We start from the raw sequence: 20,927 nt of genomic DNA, 5'->3' as shown, positions 1-20,927 counted from the left end.
GATGACAACCCAATGGCAATTTTGGATTGATCGAGGCGGAACCTTCACGGATCTCGTGGGTCGCGCCCCGACTGGTGAGCTTGTGGTTCGCAAAGTGCTTTCAGAGCCAGCGATCGATCGTGGTGATCCCGCTGTTTGTGCCATCCGAGAGGTCATGGGTTTGTCTGTGGCGGCCCAGATCCCGCCGGGTTTGATTCAGGAGGTGCGATTGGGGACAACAGTCGCGACCAATGCCCTTTTGGAGGGTGCAGGGGAGCCTGTTCTGTTGATCACGAACCAGGGTCTGTCGGATTTGTTGTTGATCGGTGATCAGCATCGCCCTGATCTATTCGCCTTGGAGATTCCTGCTCCGCAGTCGCTTGCTGTGGCGGTTGTTGAATCCAGAGGGCGATTGAATGCCGATGGGGAGGAGGTAGAACCGCTTTGTCTTGATGCAGAACTGGAGACAACGCTGCGCGCGTATCGCAGTTCTGGTATTCATGCCTGCGCCATTGCCCTGATGCATGCGTGGCGTGAGCCTTGCCATGAGCGGCGACTGGCTGAGTTGGCGCAAACGATCGGATTCACCACGGTGGTTTGTTCCCATCAGGTAAGCCCACTGCCGCGCTTGGTCCCCCGGTCGCAGACCAGCGTCGTTGAGGCGGCGGTGGAACAGGTGCTTTTTCGCTATCTCCAACAGGTGAGGCAGTCACTTGGTGGGCAAGCACGACTGCGGGTGATGTCCTCAAGTGGTGCCTTACAAGGTCTTGAACAACTGCTCGCGAAGGACACCATCCTGTCTGGGCCTGCTGGCGGAATGGTCGGGGCGGTTGCTGCAGCAGAGGCTGCTGGTTTGGCAGGTCAGGCGCTCGTAGGGGTGGACATGGGTGGCACCAGCACCGACGTGTTTTGTTTGCCAGCAGGAGCCTCAGACCAGGACTGGGAGCGCAGCGCTGAGACCAAAATTGCAGGTCTCGAACTGACGGCTGCACGACTTCCGATCCATACCGTCGCCGCAGGTGGGGGCTCGATCATTCGCAGTGATGGCGATGGTTTGCAGGTCGGCCCTCGCTCTGCAGGCGCTAGCCCTGGACCAGCTTGCTATCGCCATGGCGGTCCCTTAACCATCACAGACGCCCATCTTTTTCTGGGTCGATTACAGGTGGAAGCCTTCCCCCCCGTGTTTGGTCCTGCGGCGGATTTGCCTCCGGATCTGGAGGTGGTACAGCAGCGCTTTGGGGAGCTTGCCTGCCGATTGGGATGCGATCCGGAGTCGCTTGCGGAAGGAGCGCTTGACCTCGCCGTGGAAACGATGGCTGGTGCCATTCAGCAGGTGTCGTTGCTTCGTGGTCACGACATTCGTGCTGGGGCGCTTGTGGCCTACGGCGGAGCGGCCGGGCAATTGGCCTGCCGAGTCGCGCAAGTGTTGGGTCTTCGCCAAGTGTTGATCCATCCACTTGCTGGCGTGTTGTCGGCTTTTGGTCTGGGTCAGGCGCGCCTGCGCGAATGGCGTCAGGTGGTGGTGCGGCGCCCTCTTGAAACGGACTTGTTGGTGTCACTTCCTGGAAGGATTCGCCAGGAGTTGGCTGTTGCGGAGGCGAAGCTGCAGGCCGCTGGAGCGGGCCATGCGTCCCAATGGGAGCACCGCATTCGTCTTGAACTTCGGGAGGCTTCGTCCGAACAGGGATTGCTGATCCCGATCACTGATCTCACCTCACCCTTGCAACGTTCGCAGTTGGAAGGTGCTTTTGACCAAGCCCACTGTCAGCGTTTTGGCTACAAGCCTCCTCGCACCACTGCCTTGATGTTGGAGCGGTTGGAGGTAGAAGTTTTAACGGCACCAGCACCCATTCAGCACGACACCCAGATGGCATCAGCCACGCAGCCGGTGTCTGGAGCTCTCAGCACAACAGCCACCATTCACTGGGCTGGGCTGGGTTGGCAGGAGGTTCCGGTGGTGCAACGCTGTGATGCTTTGTTGCGTGAGCCCTTGCCGGGGCCAGCCTTAATCCTTGATGCCACGGGTTGCACCGTGCTGGAGCCTGGTTGGTCAGCCTGCTGCGACTCCGAAGGAAGCTTGCTACTCACTGCTGCTGAGCTACCGGTTCAAAGGTCAGCTCGAGATCAGGTTGTAGATGTTCCAGATCCGGTGGACCTGAGCCTGTTTCATCACCGCTTCATGGTGATTGCTGAGCAGATGGGGGAGCGGCTTCGGCAGACGAGCCGCTCTGTGAATATCCGCGAGCGCTTGGACTTTTCCTGTGCGTTGTTCGATCAAGACGGAGCATTGGTTGCCAATGCTCCCCATATCCCAGTGCATTTGGGCTCTATGGGTGAGGCGGTGTTGGATCTTCTGCACCAGATCCAACGCGGTGAACGCCCTCCACTGGAACCGGGCGAAACAGTGCTGAGCAACGACCCGTATCACGGAGGTACCCATCTCCCAGACATCACGGCGATGACCCCCGTCTTCGGTGACGGGGAACGACCCAGTTACTACGTTGCTTGTCGCGGACACCACGCTGATGTCGGGGGCCTTACGCCTGGCTCCATGCCTCCTTTCAGTCGTGAGATCGGAGAGGAAGGCCTACGGCTCCGCAACTGGTCACTTCTGCGTGGTGGGGTCTTGGATGTGGATGGCTGGAACGCGATTTTGAGAGCGGAGCGGCAGCCGCCGCGCTCTCCCGATGTGCTTTGGGCGGATCTGCAGGCTCAGGTGGCGGCCAACCTCCTCGGCGTGGACCGGCTCGAGACGTTGATGCTGCAGGAGGGACCAAGGCGGGTCAGTCGCTATATGCGCTTTGTTCAAACCCATGCGGCGGAAGCGGTGCGTCGTGTGATCAGTCGTTTGGCGGATCAGCAGTTCAGCGTGGAGCTAGACCATGGCGGCCGTTTGCAGCTTGCTTTGCATGTGGACCACAAAGCGCGTACGGCTTGCCTCGATTTCACTGGGACGAGCCCCCAAGGAGACCACAACTTTCATGCTCCGCTAGCGGTCACCAAAGCCGCTGTGTTGTATGTGCTGCGCTGCTTGGTGGATGAATCAATCCCCCTCAATGCAGGCTGTTTTGAGCCGCTTACTTTGATCGTCCCGCAGGGATCACTGTTGAATCCCCTCCCCCCAGCGGCTGTGGTGGCAGGCAATGTGGAGACCTCTCAGGCGCTCTGCAACCTGTTATTCGCTGCGATGGGGGTGATGGCCGCGGCGCAGGGAACGATGAACAATCTCACCTTTGGAGATGAACATTCTCAGTATTACGAAACGATTGCCGGAGGCGGTGGGGCAGGTCCGGGGTTTCAGGGTTCGTTTGGGGTACAGACCCACATGACGAACTCCAGGCTCACCGATCCGGAAATCCTCGAACAACGATTCCCTGTGCGTTTGGAACGTTTCCAGTTGCGCCGAGGCAGTGGGGGGAAAGGACGCTGGTCAGGTGGTGATGGACTGGAGCGTGAGATTCGTTTTCTTGCACCGATGACGGTGGCTTTGCTGTCTGGGTCGCGCCGCGTCGCGCCATTTGGTTTGGCTGGCGGAGAAGCTGGTGCTCTGGGAATGGCTTGCTTGCGTGAAGAGGGAGGCCCCTGGCGAAAGCAACCAGGTTGCTTTGAGCAGAGCGTTCAAACCGGAGAGCGACTTTGGATTGCAACGCCTGGTGGCGGTGGTTGGGGAATGGTGGAACGGACGCTATGAATCGGAGAATAACTTTCTTCGAATTGCTTCGCAGTAATCACCTTTTATGTGGTTTTTAGTGGGATTGGACTTGGTGTCCAGATCAACTTGAAAAGAGTCTTGAATATATAGACTAGAGAAAATCATGGTCTTCAGAATTTTCATCTTGACCGGCTTGAATAAATAGAGCGCTCAGAAATGGGATGATGCAGATTCCAACGAACAATTCCATGGGACACGGTCTGGTGTCTATCCACCATGAACTGCAGTCGTTGTGAGGGGGCGTATTCGTTGTTACCTGGATTGTCTTTTTTGGTTAAATCTGATGCTGAATTGCTGGGATGAGTATCTTTGCTTTCAGGGATCTTGTCATGATTGATGCAAAATTTGCTCTGCTCTTTGTAAGCGGATTGGTCTAGTGCAGTGGATCTATTACCTCCCTTGCTTTTCCTGATTGAGAGCTCGTTAGATGGATTCGATGCAGAGTTAATGAATTCGCGAGATACGCTTTGGCTAGATCAGTCTTGGCAAGGCTCTGGACTGGTAGCTCGTGTGGCTCCCAGCTGGAATAGTGAGAGTCACAGCGTAGTAATAGCTGCGAAAAGAGCTCCAATGGAAAGGAAGCAATGATGATGCGTGTTTTTTAATACGTTGTCGCGTATCTGGATTAACCAAGTTGATAGAAACGGATGTCATATTTTTGTAGAGCAACGGGTTCATGATCCGATGAGCGAAATTGAAGCATTTCGACAGCAATTGATAGAGGCTAATCCTCGCTGTGCTTCTAGCAGTAATGATCCAATCACTTCGAACGAAAGGAGGGATCTGATCCATGTTGATTTGGTTGTCGCCCACCAGGCATTGGATAGACTCACTGATAATCTTCAAAAGGAAATGCGCCAGGCTTATAGCAATGAAGCTTTGAGCTATTACGCAGGATTGCGCGGTGAATTGTGTGCTTACTTTAATGGGTTGTCTTTGCTCTTGGATGATTATCACGATGGAATTGAGCTGTCTAAATGATTTTAATTCCAATATTTTTCGAAAAAGTTTGTTTTGAGGCTGAATTCATGGCTCTTGATGAAGATGGTTGTATGCCTGATTGTATTGATGCAAAGCAGGAGCCTCTAAGTAGGCTCGGGTTGATCCACCCTAAAGGGATTGAGGAGCATTCTCTTTCTGGCCGTCATCAGAATCCTCGCTGTCGATTGAATCAAAGCATTGAGAATATTGAGGCTGAGGTTAGTTGGGATGAGCTGACGGGAAAAAAATAAAAGATGTGCCTGCGGAGAGGGATTGATTTATACCCCCAATCTGAAAGGAAGTGAGATGAGAGTGAAGTAGGCAAATTCTTATTCGTCCTATGGGCTAATTTGTATTTCGCTCTTGTTTTTATGGGTTCTTCGGGTGGGATTGTGATTTCAGGAGTTTATATTGCCCTTTATAGTTCCATCTGGTCGTCTACGCATCTAGGGCTGGGGATCAGCTTGTATTGATTGCTGATCACTATCTTAGTTGCTTGTTTCACGAAAAATCAATATTATTGCTTGTTGATTTTATTTTGAGGCTGATGCTGGCTTAGTGAAAATACCTCAAATCTTTGTCTATGACTTCGAATTGTGGTGGAAAAGAAGAGAGGCCGCCCCTCCCGGATGGAAGAGACGGCCTAGCTCGCTCGTTTATGCATAGCGCTAACCAAGATCCAGTGAATCTGTATCGGAGAAGCGTGAACCTCGAAACGACAACAGTGAACTGAAGGAGGAATGCGAAGCGTCTGGCGTTTGGCGCCTGGGGCCTGGTTCCTAAGTGGTGAGTGGTTGAACTCCTTAGGGCACCTGATTCGGTGCAGATGGAGTGTCGATCGACGTGGCGCTCAAGAGCTTGCCTACCGAAGGACGGAACTCGCCGTTGGGTGAAAAAACTGTTGGAGCAGGGGCCAAGTGGTCAGGCTGCTTCTTTGATCTGCTGAGGTGGAGTGTCGGCCGTCATGGCTCCTCCGATTTCGATACACAAAGTGTGGCGCAGGCGAGCAAAAAGCACATCAGTGCAATCGCGCATTGCGATCAGAACCAAAACCGACGACATTGGAAATGGCGTGGTCACCTTGGCATATTCCCTAGGTAGAGCAACTCATAAGTGCAGCGAAGGTTTGCGGTAAAAATCCCGGCCATCATCCAGTTTCGAGTGGTGAATCCCTGAGAGACTCGTCATCGACGATCCACTCACTCAAGCGAGAAGCAACAGGACAGAAGCTCATAAAGCTAGGTTCACTTTGCGTGTACATAGCAAAGATTTCGGCTGTTACCAAGGAACAATGGGGACCGCATACAGAAGAGCCATAGCGAGGACAAATCATGGCCTCTCTCCGTTTTTCTTATCATCTCGCTTTTTCACGACGCCAACTAAGCAAAGAGTGAGATATCCAGCAGAAAGCGATGAACGGTTCAAGAAGACCGATCACTTACTCAACCAAGTCGAAGGCTTGAAGGACTTTCAAGCGAATTCCTCCAAGTTTTACCCAAGCCGCTAAGGCATCAGCCTTGGAGGCATAAGGTCTCCAATCATCTTCATCGATGCGACGCTGAATATGAGCTGCTACGCGTTGAACAACAGCTTTATCACTAGGGCGATCAAAATAGATCGTTGTCCCGTTTAGCTCAACATCCATGTCAGTTCGAGTCTCTTCGCACAGTCAGGATCTCTATGCAATTGATGGTGAGTTTAATCCACCCTCTCATCGTCGAGCCCACCTACGACCAACCCCTCACCCCTACCGCTCTCTGCCAAGGAAGAAATCGAAGCACCTCATATCTCGAGACCGTACCTTCAACCGAACAGCAGTCACCGATAAAACTCTATAGATTTTAAAAAAATATTGATCCCTTCAATGACCAACCATCGCTTATCAATTGAACAAAAGTTTCAACTAGAGGCGGCTTTTAGAGACATTGATGCTTGCGATGACATTGGCAAACTTCGCGAGATCACTAAAGCTATCATCACGGCTCAAGAAAATGAGAAGGCTTTTGCAAGAGAAGCCATTTCACGAATGCGTCAAGAAATAGAAGTACAAGCAAGTTCTAGCTTTGGCTTCAATCGCGCCGCTGGACAATAAGAACCTGTTGCTAATAGATCATATTCCCTTCTTTGCGAATAAATAATTTTAATCGTTGATTGAACTACAGCTTCACCAACCCCAAGAAATATTTTCTTGTTTCTCGAATAAACGTAAATGCATTATTTTCGTTATTAGCAGTCAAGACTTAAGGGGTTTAAAATTCAGTTTATGACTTAGATCAAACATCCACTCTGAGGGCATCTGCACACTTACCGGTAGAACTCCATGACAACAACCAAAGCTTGGGCCATAAAGAGGAGACGCAGCAGTACCTGACATGCCACTACCAAAATGGGAAACGATGACGGACGAAAGTCAAGCGATGGTTAAGAAAACTGGTATTGGAATCGGTGCTGGCATCTTGGTGGTTTGGGTTGCCTTGGGGTTCATCAAAGCAATCCTTCCAATCATGTTCCTCGGCGGTGCGGGCTATGTGGGCTGGAAGGTCCTCAACAAAAAGCAGAGCTGATTACCGATCAGTCCATGGAGCTGCAGTATTGCAACGCACAGAGGAATTTATCGCTACGCTCCGTCAATAAGCACAGCATCAATTCTTCAGTGATTCCAGAGGACTTCGACTATTCGGCCTCCATTTCAATGATGGACGTTAGAGAAAATCTGCCTTTCGTTGATCCTGAAAATCTCTCACCCCAAGATGTATTAGAGATACTTCTACATCTGTTTCGGCAAAAACCCGGATTTGTTGACCGAGGGCATGAAGTGAATAACAAGGAAACAGCCTGGGTGAATGCATTCCTATTTCGACTCAAGCCAGGCATCGATCACGATGGGATGGAAGCTTTCGTCGTTGAGAGCATCGGCTCAAGTGTTGACCGGATGGCAAACCTACGCTGAACATCTTGAGCTGAATCAAAAGAATTAACAAATCAGCTCACGGATTATTTTAATTTTCAATGCTGACAAGCCTTAAACTTTTTAATAGAGATATTTAACGGTAAGGGAGTTTCGGCAAAATGTTTCTCGCTCATACCTCTGCAAATCAGGCCGACCAACTTGCTGCAGCTGTTGTAGGTGCCATGCGACCCCCCAGTGGTTGGTGTTCCCAATTCCAGCCCCATTTCCTGTCTTTGATCTTCCGAGAGCTCCTGGAAGTAGAGATCGACTTTCAACGAATCCCTGGCCTAAGCGTCGCAGAGGCCAGCGTGATTTTTCCGGACCCCTTGCAGCGGCGGGAGCTGATCGAACTGCTCGTACTCACAGAAATGATGGTCAATCCCATCCCAGTCGAGCTGGAGAGGTCGCTGGAACACTGGGCAAATGCGCTCAATGTCCACGACCGATCCCTTGTCTTGGCCAGAGATGTAGCAATCCAAGCCAGGGCTCAAGCTCAGAGTGATTTTTATCGACTGTTCTGGATGGGGGAAGAGGATCTTCAGAAAGCCAATTTTGAACTTCTTCTGGAGAAGCATGGAACGCAAGCTTGGACCTTCACGGTGGAAGAAGATCCAGAGCTAGCAGCTCAGTGGCGCTCCCTAGCTCAGCTACCGGGAGGCACGCTAGGCGCTGCTGTTTGGCAGCATTACCAGAGCCATAGCTTCACCACACCTGGAGAGCTGGGCGGCGCCAATGCAGCCCTTGCTCATCACGACTGGTTACACGTTCTGGGTGGGTACAAGGTGGATGTCATCGGTGAGGTGGAGAACGCCGCATTTGGAGCTGGTAGCAGCAGTGTCCCAGGCTCAACACTCTGGTTTTTAGGTGCTATGGCGATGTTCGAAGGAGGACTCTTTGACAGTGTCGTAGCCGGTTGCCAACCTCACCAAATCTCAGCAGCGGGGAGCCCGGAACGCGTCGCCCACGCACTGCGGCGCGGGACGCAATGCAAACAGGACTTACTAGCAATCGATTACTTCAGCGTTGCTGATCAACCGTTGGTTGACCTGCAAGAAGCCTGGGGCATCAAGGACTGATTGAGACCCAAGTCACCTGGATGAGCAACAACAAACCCCTGAACAATGAGAACACGGTCAAGAGAGATAACTCCCTAAGCACCTATAAACCCTGGCACTATTTTTTCACAACGACTAGCATTAAAGACATCTAACCATTGACAATTACCAACAGAGTCAAAGGATCACATGGGGTTAGTTCTATGAAAAAATGCATAAAAAGATGGAACTAGCATGGAAAAAATATCTATCAAGCCATCAGCTGTAGGCCGTCCAACGAACGGACAATATGCGTGACCTCATCACCATTGACCCAATGGATAACACCATCATCGACGTTGGAGACTTGGAACATTGTGTTCACCATCGGGTCCCTAGCTCCCCCTTCACAGAACACCACCTGTCCCATCCACCAATTGCTATCAACCTTTCGCGCAACCAACTGCTCCGCCTGGACAATCACAAAGTCGCCAGAACTAACGCTCAGGAATGCGGGAGCATCCTTGCTCGCAAACGGACTCCTGCCCTGAAGAGAGTGGTCGACGCTCACTAATACACCTGAACTACTTCTCACGTTCTAGGGCGGCTGCCTCAGTTGGTCAAGCCCCTTCTCAGGGCGTTACCAAGATCATCATGCGCTCCCATTCGCACAGCCATAGGGGGAGAAGAGGTTGGTCCTTAACTCTTGGAGACAATGCCAGTTCTACAGGTCATGGCAAACACAATGGAAAACGGCAGGGCATCTTGAACCAAATCGGCTTTTAAGAGGATCGTTTTAGCGTCTGAGGCGAGCATCGGCGCCAGTTGCAAGCTCAGGCAAAACCGCACAGCACAAAACGAGGCCACATTCACATGATGTGATCAACCGCTTGTCTCGCCAGGATTAAAACAAGCCCTGAAAGGAAGAGCACTGAGTCGCTTCCTCAAAAGGGAATCGTGATCGACCACTTGTTGCGTCTAAACCTCCAACGCTTCCCCGAATCCTCAGCCTTCGGAACACTGTCGACATGGAAGCCATTGGGATCATCAGGGCCTTGACCGATCTCCTTTGCTTCCTCGAGAGGAATCTCGGACCCCACGTAGTGATCACCTTCCTTACGGCATAAACGCGCTGGAGACTGCGAGTAACTGGTCCAGATCCCCGTTCTCTTCACTGTGTATTGACCAGCACTCTCTGCCCATTGATTACATGCCCTAAGTGCAGCCTCTGGCGACTCATAGCGGTTGAGACCATCAATAAAATTAATGAAATGGGGAACTTGCGTAAGAACCAAAGCTGCCAAAAGGAGCTGGGTGATTCGGCTGGAAGTGATAGGGGCTCCTGGTTGTATCACACCTGAACCATCTTCAATCCTTTCAAAGACATGGTCAGATTCCTCTCAATTCCAAGCCAGATCCCATCGCAATCAAACCACCACTGACTCCCATCAAAACAGGAGTAAGCGGAACCAAAGGGACTAATTTCAATGACAATTAAAAACGAATGTTTGACCGATAAATATCCAAGCGCAAGACTGGACCAAGCGTTTGGGAGGGAGGCAAGGAAGGAGACTCAGGGTAAAAACTTGCCGACCATTCGTAAACCCCCTGCTTTGGATTGATACTTGGAATAACCACGCTAACGATCTGACCAGGCTTAACAGAAGGATTGAAGACAATTTCAGTAGTTCCACTCTCATCATTGAATTGTATATTTGCAAGACCTTTTTCTCCACGCTTTCTCATATTATAAAATCCAGAATAAACAGTGAGATCCTTACCTCCCCATTTCCACCTCTCAGTACCATTAATTTGCGACAAAGCGATTCTTTCAAGGTTCGCCCCAGCATTTGCAGGTAGCTCCAATGAAATAACGGGATAAGACCTCTGATACGCATTAGAATATGAATTATGAATTGAAATATTTCTAGGAGGACTTTCAAAAAACTCCTGACCATATAGCTCTGTCGATTGCGAGCTCAATGGCTGAGCACAAAGAAAAAGAAGAGAAAGAGTGACAGCTTTATTCACAGGTCCTTTTCTTTAGATTCTAGTAGACCATTAAGGGAAGAAGCAAAGAGCATAATCATGAGAGAGGGCAGATGCATCCATAGAGCAGCAGAACAGGGCCACCGCGCTGGAGGGAAGTCATCTCCTTGTCAATCAAGTCTGCATCCCACCAAGACATAACCCCACACATCAGGCAGAGATCTAACAGAACCCAAATGCATCAGAAGCCGAGTGAGCCATTTCCTGTGATCTTTCGAACGGCCTCATCGCTTATCCATAACCCAACACACGGCTAAAACCTAAATCGAGACCCTTTGGATCATGCCTTTTGGCTGCTTCCCGCTGATGCGTATCGAACCAATGTGGAGGGCGACGAAGAAACAGGGCATAGGGCACATCAACAAGCCAGTACATCCGCAGTGCGGAGAGCTCTTAATAACCACCAAAACGCAGAGCGAGCTCTAGGGCCCCATAACCAAAAAGGAAGGTGCTTCCAAGCAGTGCCAACTCTTTTTTAGAACTTGCCATAGAGAGAAGGGACGAACCCATCAGCAACGCTCCAAAGAATCTAAAGGAAATCTGAAGCTCCAATATTTAGAAATCTATCGATCTGGCGGCCATCAGAGGATGGCTTTACGCAATTTCATGAAGAAGGCTTAAAAACGCGCGCTTTTAGCTCCTCAGTGCAATGTTTCTATTCATATCTTGCAAGAAAAAATTCATCGGCTGCTTTGTCTACACCATGTGACGAACTCAGCTCTTCTAGCCCACACTCTTGTTTTGGCTAGTGGTATGGACCAGCGATTGTGCAAGACATCAGCCTGATCTGCTGCAAATTACTGGCTTCTCCGAAGTTTTGGTGGTTGCCCTGAGAGCGAAAAGCTTTTTTGCCCCTTGATTGCCTTGCTTTCTGGTTTTCGCTTGGCAAACTAGGCCACCTATCCGATTGTCCTTTTGTCAGTCGATCGCAATTTAAGAACTGTCGCAGCCAATTCCCCCGCAGATGCAGCCCGCCTTGAGCAGGAGGAGCGTCTTCGCATCACGGTCTCCGCGGAACCAAGGCTGCGCCGAAAGCCAATCTGGGCTAAGGGAGGAGCAGCTTGCTCTTCTGTCAGTTGATTCATTGCATGTTGGGAAATCTGCTAGCTGAGAGAACGTCACAACACCCGCATGTAAAAGCAAGGAACAGGGTTTTGTTGGAGGAGGAAAAAATTGGCATGCAGAAGAGAAGCCTTCCGCTTGATTCAGATCACCTTCCTGAAGAAAACCTTCTAAACATCAATTCCATTTAGTTTTGCGGCCAAGACCACATCGGCTTGCGTTAAGCCATCCACCTTGTGGGTGTAAATCACCGCTTCCGCATGGGCCCAGCCCAGGGAAAACTCAGCATGGTGTCCCTCAACCTCACAGATTGCTCCAGCTGCATTCACCCAATCGAGAGCAGTCTGGAAGTCGATGAATCGCAGCGAGCGAGCGAGGTGATGGTGATCAACCACCTCCCACCCAGGCAATTGAGGCAGAAGATCAGCAAGTTCCATTTCAGTGAGCTTGGGAGCGCCTTCTTGGCAGGGGATACAGGTCTGTTTGGCTAAATCCATTGAGGTCTCCAGCAGCCTTTGAAGTATGGACGCAGCACTGAAGACAATGACGCGGAAACTGAAGCTAAAAAATCCAGCCTCACCATGGTCCCCTCCTTCCGTAGCCTCAAGATCAAGCGCCGGTGAGGCATGGACGAAGACAGCAGAAAAGCCAGACGAACTACTTTTGCCTGGGTCATCGGAGCCAACCTCGCCGCATGGGGCCTTTACTTCGTTCTAACGAAGGTCGTGGGGATCGATTTCGACATGATTCGCCAGGCCAATTACGGCTGAATCAGTCAAAAGAGTTTGGCTATCGCCGCCTAACAAAGACTTAGGCAACCGTTGCTCGAATGCGCGGCAGCATAAAAAAAGGGCCTCAGCTTTCGCTGAAACCCTTTGCTGTGATTAGCGCCCCCTGTGTGATTCGAACACACGACCGACTGCTTAGAAGGCAGTTGCTCTATCCAGCTGAGCTAAGGGAGCATCCACTCATTTTGACAGTCGACGTACGCCACCCCGCTTAAGCTTGAAAGCTGTGCGGTACGGACAATGGCCCCCAGCCGGCTCAACGACAGCCACAAGCAGGAAATTGTGGAGCGGTACCGCGCTGGGGACACAAGCGCCCAGATCGCCGCGGCCTACGGCTGCAGCACCAACACGGTGAGTCGAACCGTAAGGTCCCTGCTCAGCCCTGAGGAGTATGCCGAGCTCAAAGCCCAGCGTTCTGCCAAAAACTCTGGCTTAGCGAGCAGCGTGCCTGAAATCGAGACTGCTGAGGTCAGCCGTCCCGAGAATCCACAAACCAGCCTCGAAGACTCCGGAATAGAAGTACCAAGCTCCAAGGGAGAGGGCGAGGATTTCAGTAGCGCCGATCTCAACGACAACGAGACCTTCAACACGGACGATGAAAATGTCTTCCATGAAATAGCAGTGCTGCCGGTCGACCTACCTCAGGTCACCACCCAACAAGTCATTTGCCGACCCTTTGCATCTGAACTGTTGCCAGACAGCGTGTACATGCTTGTCGACAAAACGGTGGAGCTCGATCCACGGCCACTCAGTGAGTTCCCTGAATTGGGCCTCAGTGATCCTTCAGAGCAGCAACGGCAGGCCTTATGCCTCTTCGCAAGTCCACGCGCTGCTAAACGCCAATGCGGCCGCAATCAGCGCGTGATCAAAGTGCCACACACCCAGGTCTTTGAGCAAACAACCTCTTACCTGCTCGCCCGTGGGATCACGCACTTGGTGGTTGAGGGATCCCTGTTTGCACTCAAGTCCTAATTCAGCGATCTGGATCAGGAGCTGGAGCCAACACCGCCGCCACACTGCCGCCGCTGACAATCCCAAGCACCAAGCTGATTCCAACAATGAAGCCTGAGGGAAGGGGTGCAGACTGACCAACGCCAAGATTGAGGCGATGGCGATCATTGAGGTTCTGAGCACCAAGGCAGAGAACCAACAGGAGCGTTAGCCCACTCCCCAAACTCAACAAGAGCAGTCTCAGGCGGATGAACATCACAATCGCTTTTGCCAGCATCAGTCTGCCTGTTCGGTCTCCGCGTGAAGCAACGCATAGAGCTCGCGTTTGGAACGTCCAATTTTGCTGGACAACAGCTTGGCCGCATCTTTGGCACTCATCCCCTCTGCCGTGAGTGCTAATAACTGCTGACAACACTGTTTGTCAGTGAAGGCTTCGATCTCGACGGGTACGGCTCCACCCAACACCACCGTGCATTCCCCCTGGGGGGTGTGTTCTTGAAAATGATTCCGCGCTACTCCAACGGTTGGGCCCACCTGTTGCTCATGCCGCTTCGTGAGTTCTCGAGCCACTTGTAATGGTCGCTCCTCACCGCAGAGCTCAAACAGCTCGTCGAGAAGTTGGCACAAACGATGAGGGGCTTCATAAATCACGCTGGTGCGCTGCTCGCTAGCAATGAAGGCCAGCCGCTCTCGGCGTTCCTTGCCCTTAGCGGGGAGAAAACCCTCAAAACAAAACCGATCGCTAGGAAGCCCGCTGCTTACCAAGGCTGTCGTCGCCGCACAGGGACCGGGAATAGAAATCACCTCACAACCCGACAGGCGCGCGGCAGCGACCAACTCCTGCCCAGGATCACTAATTCCGGGCAAGCCTGCATCACTAATCACCGCAACGCTGCGGCCCTCGTCCAGTTCCAGTAACAGCTGGGGAATTCGCGTGCGGGTGTTGTGCTGATGGAACGAGCACCGCCTTGCTGTTGAACCGATACGGCTCAGCAGCTGTCCGCTATGACGCGTGTCCTCACAAGCAATCGTGTCCACAGCGATCAACAGATCACGCGCTCGAGGCGACAGGTCACCGAGATGGCCAATCGGAGTGCCTACGACATAAAGCACTCCAGCCGCAGGTTCAGCGCGTTGCTTCACAATGGCTCCGCCCAGATCAAACCATGATGCCGAGCTCGCCGACCCTTCTTGCCGGTATCAACCTGGAAGATGTTTTAAAGGTTCTTCGCCCTCTCAGCTGGGGGGCTGCAGACATCCTGCGCGCCTATGCCCGTGGAGAACAGCCACCCCACGGGTTTCCGAAAGCCCTCAGCGTTGACAATGGCGGCGAAGGCCCAGTGTCCGCTGCTGATCTAGCGGTCAATCAATGGCTCCTGGATGGCTTAAAACAATCTTTCCCCACCGCTGGTTGGACCCTTCTCAGTGAAGAAACCGCCAAGGAGCAACTAATTGAGGGACAACCCTTAGCTGCTGAGTGGCTATGGATTTTGGATCCACTCGATGGAACCAAAGATTTCTTGCAAGGCACAGGGGAATATGCCGTCCATCTGGCCTTGGTGCATCAACAGCGCCCTGTGCTTGGGGTCGTTCTGGTTCCAGAACGAGAAGAGCTTTGGATTGGTGTGGTGGGTAGCGGCACCTGGTGCGAAAACCGCTCCGGTGAGCGAGCACCGGTTCGTTTCAGTGCGCGCGCGATCACAAATGAGCTCATCTTGGTGGCAAGCCGCAGTCACAGGGATCAACGACTTGAACAGTTGATCACCGCCCTAGAACTCGGCGAATCAAAGGCAGTGGGCAGTGTCGGCTGCAAAGTGGCCACGATCCTTCGTGGCGAAACCGATTTGTACATTTCCCTATCTGGGAAAAGTGCTCCGAAAGATTGGGATATGGCCGCACCAGAGGCCGTCCTTCTCGCTGCTGGTGGTGCCTTTACCCATGCCGATGGCGCAGAGCTCACGTACAACACCGGAGATGTTCGCCAGGCAGGTTGCTTGATCGCTAGCCATGGAAAAACCCATGCCGCTTTATGTGAAAAAGCGACACGGGCGATGGGACTGATTGATCCCGGTTTTCAGGTCTGAGCCTGGTTAGGCGCCTCTCAGGAGAGAGGCGCTACTGGTGTTGGAGCCGGTTGGGAGTCAGGCGACTCACCGTTCTGGGGAACGCCACGCAGGGTGAGGTTGATACGACCGCGATTGTCTATTTCACGGACACGCACTGTGACCTCATCTCCCACCTTCACCACATCTTCCACTTTCTCGACTCTCGCCTCAGAAAGCTGTGAGATGTGAATCATTCCCTCTTTACCCGGAAGAATTTCAACAAAGGCACCGATCGGAATGATGCGGGTAATGGAACCCGTAAACACTTCACCCTCATTCACCTTGCGGGTGAGGCCTTCAATGATTTTCTGGGCTTCCTCTGCCGCCGCACCATCATGAGAAGCAATGGTGACAATGCCACTGTCCTCAATGTCGATCTTGGTGTTGGTGCGCTCCGTGATGTTCTTGATGGTGCGCCCACCAGGTCCGATCACCGTGCCAATCAGCTCAGGATCAATGCGGAAACTCAGCAGGCGAGGCGCATGAGGAGATAGCCCTTCACGCGGACTCTCGATCGCTTCCATCATCTTTTCAAGGATGTGTAGACGCGCAGGACGCGCCTGATTCACAGCCTCAGCAATGATGCTTACGGGCAGACCCGTGATCTTCATGTCCATCTGCAGCGCGGTAATCCCCTTATCGGTACCCGCCACTTTGAAGTCCATGTCGCCAAGGAAGTCTTCAATGCCTTGAATGTCGGTGAGGATTTTGACCTCATCCCCCTCCTTGATCAGGCCCATCGCCGCACCACTCACAGGCGCCTTCAGAGGAACACCGGCATCCATCAGAGCCAAGGTGCTGCCGCACACGGAGCCCATTGAAGTGGAGCCATTAGAGCTCAACACTTCGCTGACAACACGCACCACGTAAGGGAAGGTGTCTTTCGCGGGGAGGACGGGCACGATGGCGCGTTCAGCTAGAGCACCGTGACCAATTTCACGGCGTCCCGGAGAGCGCATCGGACGGGTCTCACCGACGGAATAGGCCGGGAAGTTGTAGTGGTGCAGGTAGGTTTTTTCGTTGCTTGGATTGAGATCATCCATCTCCTGAGCGTCACTTGGGGTGCCAAGAGTGGCGGTCGACAACACCTGGGTGAGTCCGCGTTGAAACAAACCTGAGCCGTGTACTCGCTTCGGAAGCACTCCTGCAGCAGCGCTAATCGGACGCACCTGATCCAGGGTGCGACCATCCACCCGTTTTCCGTCCTTAAGGATCTGCTGGCGCATCAAGGTTTTGGTGAGCGCCTTAAAACTGTTTGGAAGGGCCTTGCCGTTGGCACTAACCGCAACGCGAACAGGATCGGAGTCCTTGAGGCCCTTGATCGTTTCCGCGGTTGTGCTGCGAATCGCATCCAGCTTTTCGTCACGCTCAGCCTTGGTTTGCTCGAACTGGCCAAGCACCTCGCCAATCGATTTACTGCAGGCTTTCTCTAGATAGACAGGCAGCGTTTTGTCTTGCTCAGGAACCTCAGGAATCACTTGCTCGATCCCAGCCTCTTTGAGGATGGATTGCTGAGCTTTGATCAACTCAGAAACAGCTTCGTAGCCAAAGTCGATCGCTTCAATCACATCTCCCTCAGGGAGCTGATTCGCACCAGCTTCCACCATCACTACACCTTGTGGGGTGCCTGCAACAACGAGGTCTAGATCGCCGCGCTCAATCTCCCGGTAGCTGGGATTCAGCACAAAATCGTCACCCAGCAAACCGACGCGAACAGCGGCCATCGGCCCATAGAAGGGAATCTTTGCCAAGAGGGTGGCCATGGAGGCCCCTGTAACGGCGAGCACATCAGCCGGAACCCGCTCATCAAGCGACATGCAAGTCGCAACAATCTGCAAATCGTCGCGAAGCCAACTTGGGAACAACGGACGCATCGGCCGATCGATGAGACGGCAAATCAGCGTGGCGCGCTCAGGAGGACGACTTTCGCGCCGCATAAAACTTCCAGGAATCCTGCCTGCTGCATAGAGGCGCTCTTCGTAGTCACAGATCAGCGGGAGAAAATCAATTCCATCTCGACCTGTGGAGCGTGTAGCCGTGACCAAGACGGAGGTGTCTCCGCACTCAATCATCACCGAGCCGCCGGCTTGGGGGGCATACCGCCCTGTGGTCAGCCGTATCTCCCGACCGTCAAAGGAGATCGACTGCGTCTGACCTTGCACGTTGGTTTATGTCTTTCTGTCAATTCTGATTCTTACATTTGAGCGGAACCCATTGTTGGGGTTATCCGGTTAGATCCACAAAATCCAACAGATCCATCGCCATAAAAAACGACATAAAAAAAGAGGTGATCAATCACCTCTTCATTCGATGGATTGGAAAAGACCGAACTCAAATCACCAGCTGGACTTCACAACACCGGGGAGCTCACCTTTGTGAGCACGTTCACGAAGCTGATTGCGGCACAGCCCAAAATCGCGATAAACGCCGCGGGGCTTTCCAGTCGCCCAGCAACGATTGCGCACACGGTTTGGGGCGCTGTTACGAGGCAACCCCTGGATCTTGCGATGGATCTCAAGACGCTCCATCGGATCCTTAGCGGCATGGAACGCAGACATGAGAGCTGCGCGCCTGTCCGAAAAGCGCGCGACTATCTTTTTCCGCTTCACATCTCGGGCAATCATCGACTTCTTGGCCATGCAGCTGGTTAGATCAGACGTCTAGTGAAGGCACTCTATCGGTTCACTGACCAAGCAAGCGCTGAACAACCGAGAGTTGACTTGTATCGCGCACGATCAAAAGAACACTCAGGCCAACGACGAGCAAAAAGCTGGATTGCATCACGATCAACTGAAAGCGCTCTGGGATAGGCCGTCCGCGGACCCCCTCCAAAAGAATGAACACCAATTGACCACCATCAAGAAGCGGCAATGGGAGCGCATTGAGCACCGCGAGGTTGATCGAAATCAAAGCCATGAAGAGGGCAAGACCACTTCCTCCCTGACTGGAGAGCTGGGCGCCCATCTCCACAATCTTGACCGGGCCACTCACCTGCTGAGCCGTCGTTCCAAAATCAGTGAACAAGGCTCCATATCCGGCCACGGTGCGCTGCAAAAGTCCACCGAACTGCTCTGATCCACTGGCGATCGCTTCGCCCAAGCCAGTGACAGCGCGCGTGGTTCCACTGAAATTGGCCTGAAGCTGAGCACCGATGCGTCCCTGCCCTTGATGGTCTTCCGGAGTGAGCTGGATCACTCGCACCAATCCATTTCTCTGCACTTCAAGTGACAGTGCTTTGGAAGGGCTGTCTCGCACTGGCGTAACAGCCTCTTTCACAGCCTTCTCGCCGCGACCCAGTGGCAATCCTTCGATGCTCAAAATTTGATCACCGGCTTGCAAACCCGCGATCTCAGCGGGCTCTCCCTGCTGAACTGCCATCACCATCACCCCGGGATCAGGGTCGCCTGGAACTCCTGCCAATGCCGTATGTCCAACGAGAACCACCCAGGCGAGCAGCAAGTTGGCGAGCACCCCTGCGCTAATAACAAGGGCTCTCTGTGGAATCGGGCGGTTGCGAAGAAGATCTGGATCATCGGCAGGGATTGGACTGTCTTCTTCGTCGTCAGGGAAGGACACGAATCCGCCAAGAGGGAGAGCGCGCAGGGCATAGGTCACGCCTCCACGCTCAAGTTTCCAGAGGGCAGGTCCAAACCCAATGGAAAATCCATTCACACGGATCCCCTGAACTCTGGCTGCAAGAAAGTGACCAGCCTCATGGATCACGATCAGCAGCCCCAGAACCAATAGTGCTGCCAGAACGTTCATATCGGACCCAATAATCGATTCATTCTGGCTGGAGACGATCGCAACCGAAGTAAGGAACCAAAGCCTGGGGAAGTTTCACGCTCCCGTCAGGCTGTTGCCCGTTCTCAAGCAGAGCAGCCATGGTGCGGCCAATCGCGAGGCCACTGCCGTTGAGCGTGTGAACCAAACGTGTGGTCTTGCCGTCTTTCGTGCGAATCGAGGAACGACGAGCCTGGAAATCAGAACAGACACTGCAGCTCGAGATCTCCCTGAAAGCACCCGCTCCCGCCAACCAAACTTCGAGGTCATAGGTGCGGGCGGCGGAGAAGCCCAGATCACCCGTGCAGAGCTCAAGCACGCGATAGGGCAGCTCCAAAGCCTGAAGCACGGCCTCGGCGTCGGCGGTGATCTGCGCATGAGCCTCCTCAGAGTGCTCGGGATGGACAAACCAATACAGCTCCACTTTGTTGAATTGATGCAGTCGGATCAGGCCCCGCGTGTCACGTCCATAGCTACCGGCCTCCCTGCGAAAGCAGGGGCTGTAAGCCACGTAACGCAGTGGCAATTGTTCCGAAGGAATAATTTCGTCGCGATGCAGAGAGGTCAGCGGAACCTCAGCGGTTGGGGTCAACCAGAGGTCATCGTCTGCACAACGAAAACTCTCTTCAGCAAATTTGGGCAGTTGCCCTGATCCCTTCAGGCTTGCGCTATTCACCAAAACCGGAGGGAGCACCTCGCGGTACCCCTTCCCCGTGTGCAGGTCCAGCATGAAGTTGATGAGCGATCGCTCTAGCCGAGCGCCTTGCCCAAACAGGGTCACAAAACGACTCTGGGCAATTCTCACGGAACGCTCCGTGTCGAGCAAAGACAGCTGCTCTGCAATTTGCCAATGCTCCATGAGCCCGTCTTCCACCCTGGGATCACCCCAGCGACGCACTTCTTTGTTGTCGTCTTCGCTGCGACCGTCTGGACAGGCCTTTGAAGGCAGATTGGGGTAGCTAAGTAGCTCTTCACGCAGCCGCGCGGTGAGCTGCTTCTCCTCATCCTCGAGAACGGCCACTGTCTGCTTAATTTGATTGCCTTGCAGGCGAAGCTCTGCAACCTCAGCCCCCTTGGGATCGGCCCCGGCTTGAATGCGCTGACCAACCTCTTTGCCAATGCGGTTGCCATCGGCTTGAAGGCCGCTGCGACGCTCCTCGAGATCGCGTTGCTGCTGTGCAATCAGCTGAAGACCTGTGAGATCAACATCCATCCCCCTACGTCCCAACTCACGGGAAATCAGTTCGGGGTTGTCACGCACCAGGCGCTGGTCAAGCACGGAAATTCTGAAGAGGACTGGCTAAAAAGCCTACGTCTCGGTTCAGAACGAACAATCAAGGTTCTTAGAGAACTTGTCCAACCATTACCGCGGCAACAGCCGAGAACAACGTGATGCCAAGAGCGGTAATTGGGTTCTGCCCCTGAGCGACCGCGACGGTTGTAATGACACCAGCACCAAGACAGGCAGCAGCGAGTTGGGTGGTGAGATCCGAAAAACGATTCACGGACAAAAAGGCGCTATTCACGAAACAT

Annotated in this window: 25 protein-coding genes and 1 tRNA gene; 11 read left to right on the top strand and 15 right to left on the bottom strand. The window is 53.0% G+C overall.

Annotated features, from left to right (window positions below; translation table 11 throughout):
• Position 1 precedes the first annotated feature (1 nt).
• The 4 genes from SynMVIR181_RS10270 (at position 2) to SynMVIR181_RS10255 (ending at position 5,565) form a co-directional block, all read left to right on the top strand.
• Positions 2 to 3,670 (top strand): hydantoinase B/oxoprolinase family protein, encoded by a 3,669-nt coding sequence (locus tag SynMVIR181_RS10270; protein ID WP_186589172.1) that lies wholly within the window; start codon positions 2 to 4, stop codon positions 3,668 to 3,670.
• Between the two features lie 630 nt (positions 3,671 to 4,300).
• On the top strand, positions 4,301 to 4,672 hold the full coding sequence (locus SynMVIR181_RS10265) for a hypothetical protein (protein ID WP_255444260.1): 372 nt from the start codon (positions 4,301 to 4,303) through the stop codon (positions 4,670 to 4,672).
• Positions 4,669 to 4,923, top strand: coding sequence for a hypothetical protein (locus SynMVIR181_RS10260; protein WP_186589171.1), 255 nt, complete (start codon positions 4,669 to 4,671; stop codon positions 4,921 to 4,923). Before SynMVIR181_RS10265 ends, SynMVIR181_RS10260 begins: the two co-directional genes overlap by 4 nt.
• A 489-nt stretch (positions 4,924 to 5,412) precedes the next feature.
• Positions 5,413 to 5,565, top strand: a complete 153-nt coding sequence (locus SynMVIR181_RS10255) for a hypothetical protein (protein WP_186589062.1) — start codon at positions 5,413 to 5,415, stop codon at positions 5,563 to 5,565.
• Positions 5,566 to 5,593: 28 nt separating this feature from the next.
• Here the strand turns inward: SynMVIR181_RS10255 and SynMVIR181_RS10250 are convergent, their stop codons facing one another.
• Positions 5,594 to 5,752, bottom strand: a complete 159-nt coding sequence (locus tag SynMVIR181_RS10250) for a hypothetical protein (protein WP_186589170.1) — start codon at positions 5,750 to 5,752, stop codon at positions 5,594 to 5,596.
• A 358-nt stretch (positions 5,753 to 6,110) separates the two neighbouring features.
• On the bottom strand, positions 6,111 to 6,317 hold the full coding sequence (locus SynMVIR181_RS10245; protein WP_186523576.1) for a hypothetical protein: 207 nt from the start codon (positions 6,315 to 6,317) through the stop codon (positions 6,111 to 6,113).
• 219 nt (positions 6,318 to 6,536) lie between these two features.
• Between SynMVIR181_RS10245 and SynMVIR181_RS10240 the strand changes: the two genes are divergently transcribed.
• The 4 genes from SynMVIR181_RS10240 (at position 6,537) to SynMVIR181_RS10225 (ending at position 8,698) form a co-directional block, all read left to right on the top strand.
• Positions 6,537 to 6,764: a hypothetical protein gene (locus SynMVIR181_RS10240; protein WP_186589169.1), complete on the top strand. Its 228-nt coding sequence runs from the start codon at positions 6,537 to 6,539 to the stop codon at positions 6,762 to 6,764.
• Positions 6,765 to 7,068: 304 nt separating this feature from the next.
• Positions 7,069 to 7,236, top strand: a complete 168-nt coding sequence (locus tag SynMVIR181_RS10235) for a hypothetical protein (protein WP_255444259.1) — start codon at positions 7,069 to 7,071, stop codon at positions 7,234 to 7,236.
• Between the two features lie 14 nt (positions 7,237 to 7,250).
• On the top strand, positions 7,251 to 7,622 hold the full coding sequence (locus SynMVIR181_RS10230; protein WP_255444258.1) for a hypothetical protein: 372 nt from the start codon (positions 7,251 to 7,253) through the stop codon (positions 7,620 to 7,622).
• Between the two features lie 119 nt (positions 7,623 to 7,741).
• A complete protein-coding gene (locus tag SynMVIR181_RS10225; protein WP_186589167.1) occupies positions 7,742 to 8,698 on the top strand; it encodes a hypothetical protein in 957 nt (318 codons plus the stop codon).
• 229 nt (positions 8,699 to 8,927) lie between these two features.
• Here the strand turns inward: SynMVIR181_RS10225 and SynMVIR181_RS10220 are convergent, their stop codons facing one another.
• From SynMVIR181_RS10220 to SynMVIR181_RS10200, 5 genes are all read right to left on the bottom strand, one after another.
• Positions 8,928 to 9,227 (bottom strand): DUF3104 domain-containing protein, encoded by a 300-nt coding sequence (locus SynMVIR181_RS10220; protein ID WP_186589166.1) that lies wholly within the window; start codon positions 9,225 to 9,227, stop codon positions 8,928 to 8,930.
• A gap of 373 nt (positions 9,228 to 9,600) precedes the next feature.
• Positions 9,601 to 9,960 (bottom strand): hypothetical protein, encoded by a 360-nt coding sequence (locus tag SynMVIR181_RS10215; RefSeq protein WP_222929412.1) that lies wholly within the window; start codon positions 9,958 to 9,960, stop codon positions 9,601 to 9,603.
• A 190-nt stretch (positions 9,961 to 10,150) separates the two neighbouring features.
• Positions 10,151 to 10,687 carry a DUF2808 domain-containing protein gene (locus tag SynMVIR181_RS10210; protein WP_186589164.1) on the bottom strand — a complete coding sequence of 179 codons (537 nt, stop codon included), beginning with the start codon at positions 10,685 to 10,687 and terminating at the stop codon, positions 10,151 to 10,153.
• A 249-nt stretch (positions 10,688 to 10,936) separates the two neighbouring features.
• Positions 10,937 to 11,080: a hypothetical protein gene (locus SynMVIR181_RS10205; RefSeq protein WP_186589163.1), complete on the bottom strand. Its 144-nt coding sequence runs from the start codon at positions 11,078 to 11,080 to the stop codon at positions 10,937 to 10,939.
• Positions 11,081 to 11,937: 857 nt separating this feature from the next.
• Positions 11,938 to 12,264, bottom strand: coding sequence for a 4a-hydroxytetrahydrobiopterin dehydratase (locus tag SynMVIR181_RS10200; RefSeq protein ID WP_186523595.1), 327 nt, complete (start codon positions 12,262 to 12,264; stop codon positions 11,938 to 11,940).
• A 129-nt stretch (positions 12,265 to 12,393) separates the two neighbouring features.
• Between SynMVIR181_RS10200 and SynMVIR181_RS10195 the strand changes: the two genes are divergently transcribed.
• Complete coding sequence (locus SynMVIR181_RS10195) at positions 12,394 to 12,537, top strand: hypothetical protein (RefSeq protein WP_186523596.1); 144 nt, start codon at positions 12,394 to 12,396, stop codon at positions 12,535 to 12,537.
• Positions 12,538 to 12,655: 118 nt separating this feature from the next.
• Here the strand turns inward: SynMVIR181_RS10195 and SynMVIR181_RS10190 are convergent.
• Positions 12,656 to 12,729 (bottom strand) — tRNA-Arg (locus SynMVIR181_RS10190).
• A 66-nt stretch (positions 12,730 to 12,795) separates the two neighbouring features.
• Between SynMVIR181_RS10190 and SynMVIR181_RS10185 the strand changes: the two genes are divergently transcribed.
• The gene (locus tag SynMVIR181_RS10185) at positions 12,796 to 13,527 is read left to right on the top strand and encodes a helix-turn-helix domain-containing protein (protein ID WP_186589162.1); all 732 of its coding nucleotides are present in this window, start codon (positions 12,796 to 12,798) and stop codon (positions 13,525 to 13,527) included.
• Between the two features lies 1 nt (position 13,528).
• Here SynMVIR181_RS10185 and SynMVIR181_RS10180 read toward each other — a convergent pair whose 3' ends face one another.
• Complete coding sequence (locus tag SynMVIR181_RS10180; protein ID WP_186590621.1) at positions 13,529 to 13,762, bottom strand: hypothetical protein; 234 nt, start codon at positions 13,760 to 13,762, stop codon at positions 13,529 to 13,531.
• A gap of 20 nt (positions 13,763 to 13,782) precedes the next feature.
• Positions 13,783 to 14,649, bottom strand: coding sequence for a 16S rRNA (cytidine(1402)-2'-O)-methyltransferase (gene rsmI, locus SynMVIR181_RS10175; RefSeq protein WP_186589161.1), 867 nt, complete (start codon positions 14,647 to 14,649; stop codon positions 13,783 to 13,785).
• 23 nt (positions 14,650 to 14,672) lie between these two features.
• Here rsmI and SynMVIR181_RS10170 point away from each other — a divergent pair, with 23 nt between their 5' ends.
• Positions 14,673 to 15,590, top strand: a complete 918-nt coding sequence (locus SynMVIR181_RS10170; RefSeq protein ID WP_186589160.1) for a 3'(2'),5'-bisphosphate nucleotidase CysQ — start codon at positions 14,673 to 14,675, stop codon at positions 15,588 to 15,590.
• Positions 15,591 to 15,607: 17 nt separating this feature from the next.
• On the opposite strand, the gene SynMVIR181_RS10165 is transcribed toward SynMVIR181_RS10170, so the two are convergent.
• The 5 genes from SynMVIR181_RS10165 to SynMVIR181_RS10145 all read right to left on the bottom strand — a co-directional run bounded on the left by SynMVIR181_RS10165 (position 15,608) and on the right by SynMVIR181_RS10145 (position 20,920).
• The gene (locus SynMVIR181_RS10165; RefSeq protein WP_186589159.1) at positions 15,608 to 17,773 is read right to left on the bottom strand and encodes a polyribonucleotide nucleotidyltransferase; all 2,166 of its coding nucleotides are present in this window, start codon (positions 17,771 to 17,773) and stop codon (positions 15,608 to 15,610) included.
• Between the two features lie 174 nt (positions 17,774 to 17,947).
• Positions 17,948 to 18,250 (bottom strand): 30S ribosomal protein S14, encoded by a 303-nt coding sequence (gene rpsN / locus SynMVIR181_RS10160; protein WP_186589158.1) that lies wholly within the window; start codon positions 18,248 to 18,250, stop codon positions 17,948 to 17,950.
• Positions 18,251 to 18,293: 43 nt separating this feature from the next.
• Positions 18,294 to 19,376 carry an RIP metalloprotease RseP gene (gene rseP / locus SynMVIR181_RS10155; RefSeq protein WP_186589157.1) on the bottom strand — a complete coding sequence of 361 codons (1,083 nt, stop codon included), beginning with the start codon at positions 19,374 to 19,376 and terminating at the stop codon, positions 18,294 to 18,296.
• 19 nt (positions 19,377 to 19,395) lie between these two features.
• Entirely contained in the window at positions 19,396 to 20,673 is a 1,278-nt protein-coding gene (serS, locus tag SynMVIR181_RS10150) for a serine--tRNA ligase (protein ID WP_186589156.1), read from the bottom strand.
• A gap of 64 nt (positions 20,674 to 20,737) precedes the next feature.
• Complete coding sequence (locus SynMVIR181_RS10145) at positions 20,738 to 20,920, bottom strand: hypothetical protein (RefSeq protein WP_186525733.1); 183 nt, start codon at positions 20,918 to 20,920, stop codon at positions 20,738 to 20,740.
• Between the last annotated feature and the right edge of the window lie 7 nt (positions 20,921 to 20,927).

Origin of the sequence: Synechococcus sp. MVIR-18-1, from assembly GCF_014279835.1 — a bacterium.
GTDB lineage: Bacteria > Cyanobacteriota > Cyanobacteriia > PCC-6307 > Cyanobiaceae > Synechococcus_C.
The sequence above is the reverse complement of the archived record's forward strand: the minus strand, read 5'-3'. Positions and strand labels throughout refer to the sequence as shown.

Coding starts and splice junctions, on each gene's coding strand:
- SynMVIR181_RS10255 (WP_186589062.1), top strand. CDS start 5,413: ATGCGAAGCGTCTGGCGTTTGGCGCCTGGGGCCTGGTTCCTAAGTGGT.
- SynMVIR181_RS10185 (WP_186589162.1), top strand. CDS start 12,796: ATGGCCCCCAGCCGGCTCAACGACAGCCACAAGCAGGAAATTGTGGAG.
- SynMVIR181_RS10180 (WP_186590621.1), bottom strand. CDS start 13,762: ATGTTCATCCGCCTGAGACTGCTCTTGTTGAGTTTGGGGAGTGGGCTA.
- SynMVIR181_RS10205 (WP_186589163.1), bottom strand. CDS start 11,080: ATGTACTGGCTTGTTGATGTGCCCTATGCCCTGTTTCTTCGTCGCCCT.
- rpsN (WP_186589158.1), bottom strand. CDS start 18,250: ATGGCCAAGAAGTCGATGATTGCCCGAGATGTGAAGCGGAAAAAGATA.
- SynMVIR181_RS10270 (WP_186589172.1), top strand. CDS start 2: ATGACAACCCAATGGCAATTTTGGATTGATCGAGGCGGAACCTTCACG.
- SynMVIR181_RS10200 (WP_186523595.1), bottom strand. CDS start 12,264: ATGGATTTAGCCAAACAGACCTGTATCCCCTGCCAAGAAGGCGCTCCC.
- SynMVIR181_RS10245 (WP_186523576.1), bottom strand. CDS start 6,317: ATGGATGTTGAGCTAAACGGGACAACGATCTATTTTGATCGCCCTAGT.
- SynMVIR181_RS10170 (WP_186589160.1), top strand. CDS start 14,673: ATGATGCCGAGCTCGCCGACCCTTCTTGCCGGTATCAACCTGGAAGAT.
- rseP (WP_186589157.1), bottom strand. CDS start 19,376: ATGAACGTTCTGGCAGCACTATTGGTTCTGGGGCTGCTGATCGTGATC.
- SynMVIR181_RS10225 (WP_186589167.1), top strand. CDS start 7,742: ATGTTTCTCGCTCATACCTCTGCAAATCAGGCCGACCAACTTGCTGCA.
- SynMVIR181_RS10195 (WP_186523596.1), top strand. CDS start 12,394: ATGGACGAAGACAGCAGAAAAGCCAGACGAACTACTTTTGCCTGGGTC.
- SynMVIR181_RS10240 (WP_186589169.1), top strand. CDS start 6,537: ATGACCAACCATCGCTTATCAATTGAACAAAAGTTTCAACTAGAGGCG.
- SynMVIR181_RS10235 (WP_255444259.1), top strand. CDS start 7,069: ATGACGGACGAAAGTCAAGCGATGGTTAAGAAAACTGGTATTGGAATC.
- SynMVIR181_RS10260 (WP_186589171.1), top strand. CDS start 4,669: ATGATTTTAATTCCAATATTTTTCGAAAAAGTTTGTTTTGAGGCTGAA.
- SynMVIR181_RS10230 (WP_255444258.1), top strand. CDS start 7,251: ATGGAGCTGCAGTATTGCAACGCACAGAGGAATTTATCGCTACGCTCC.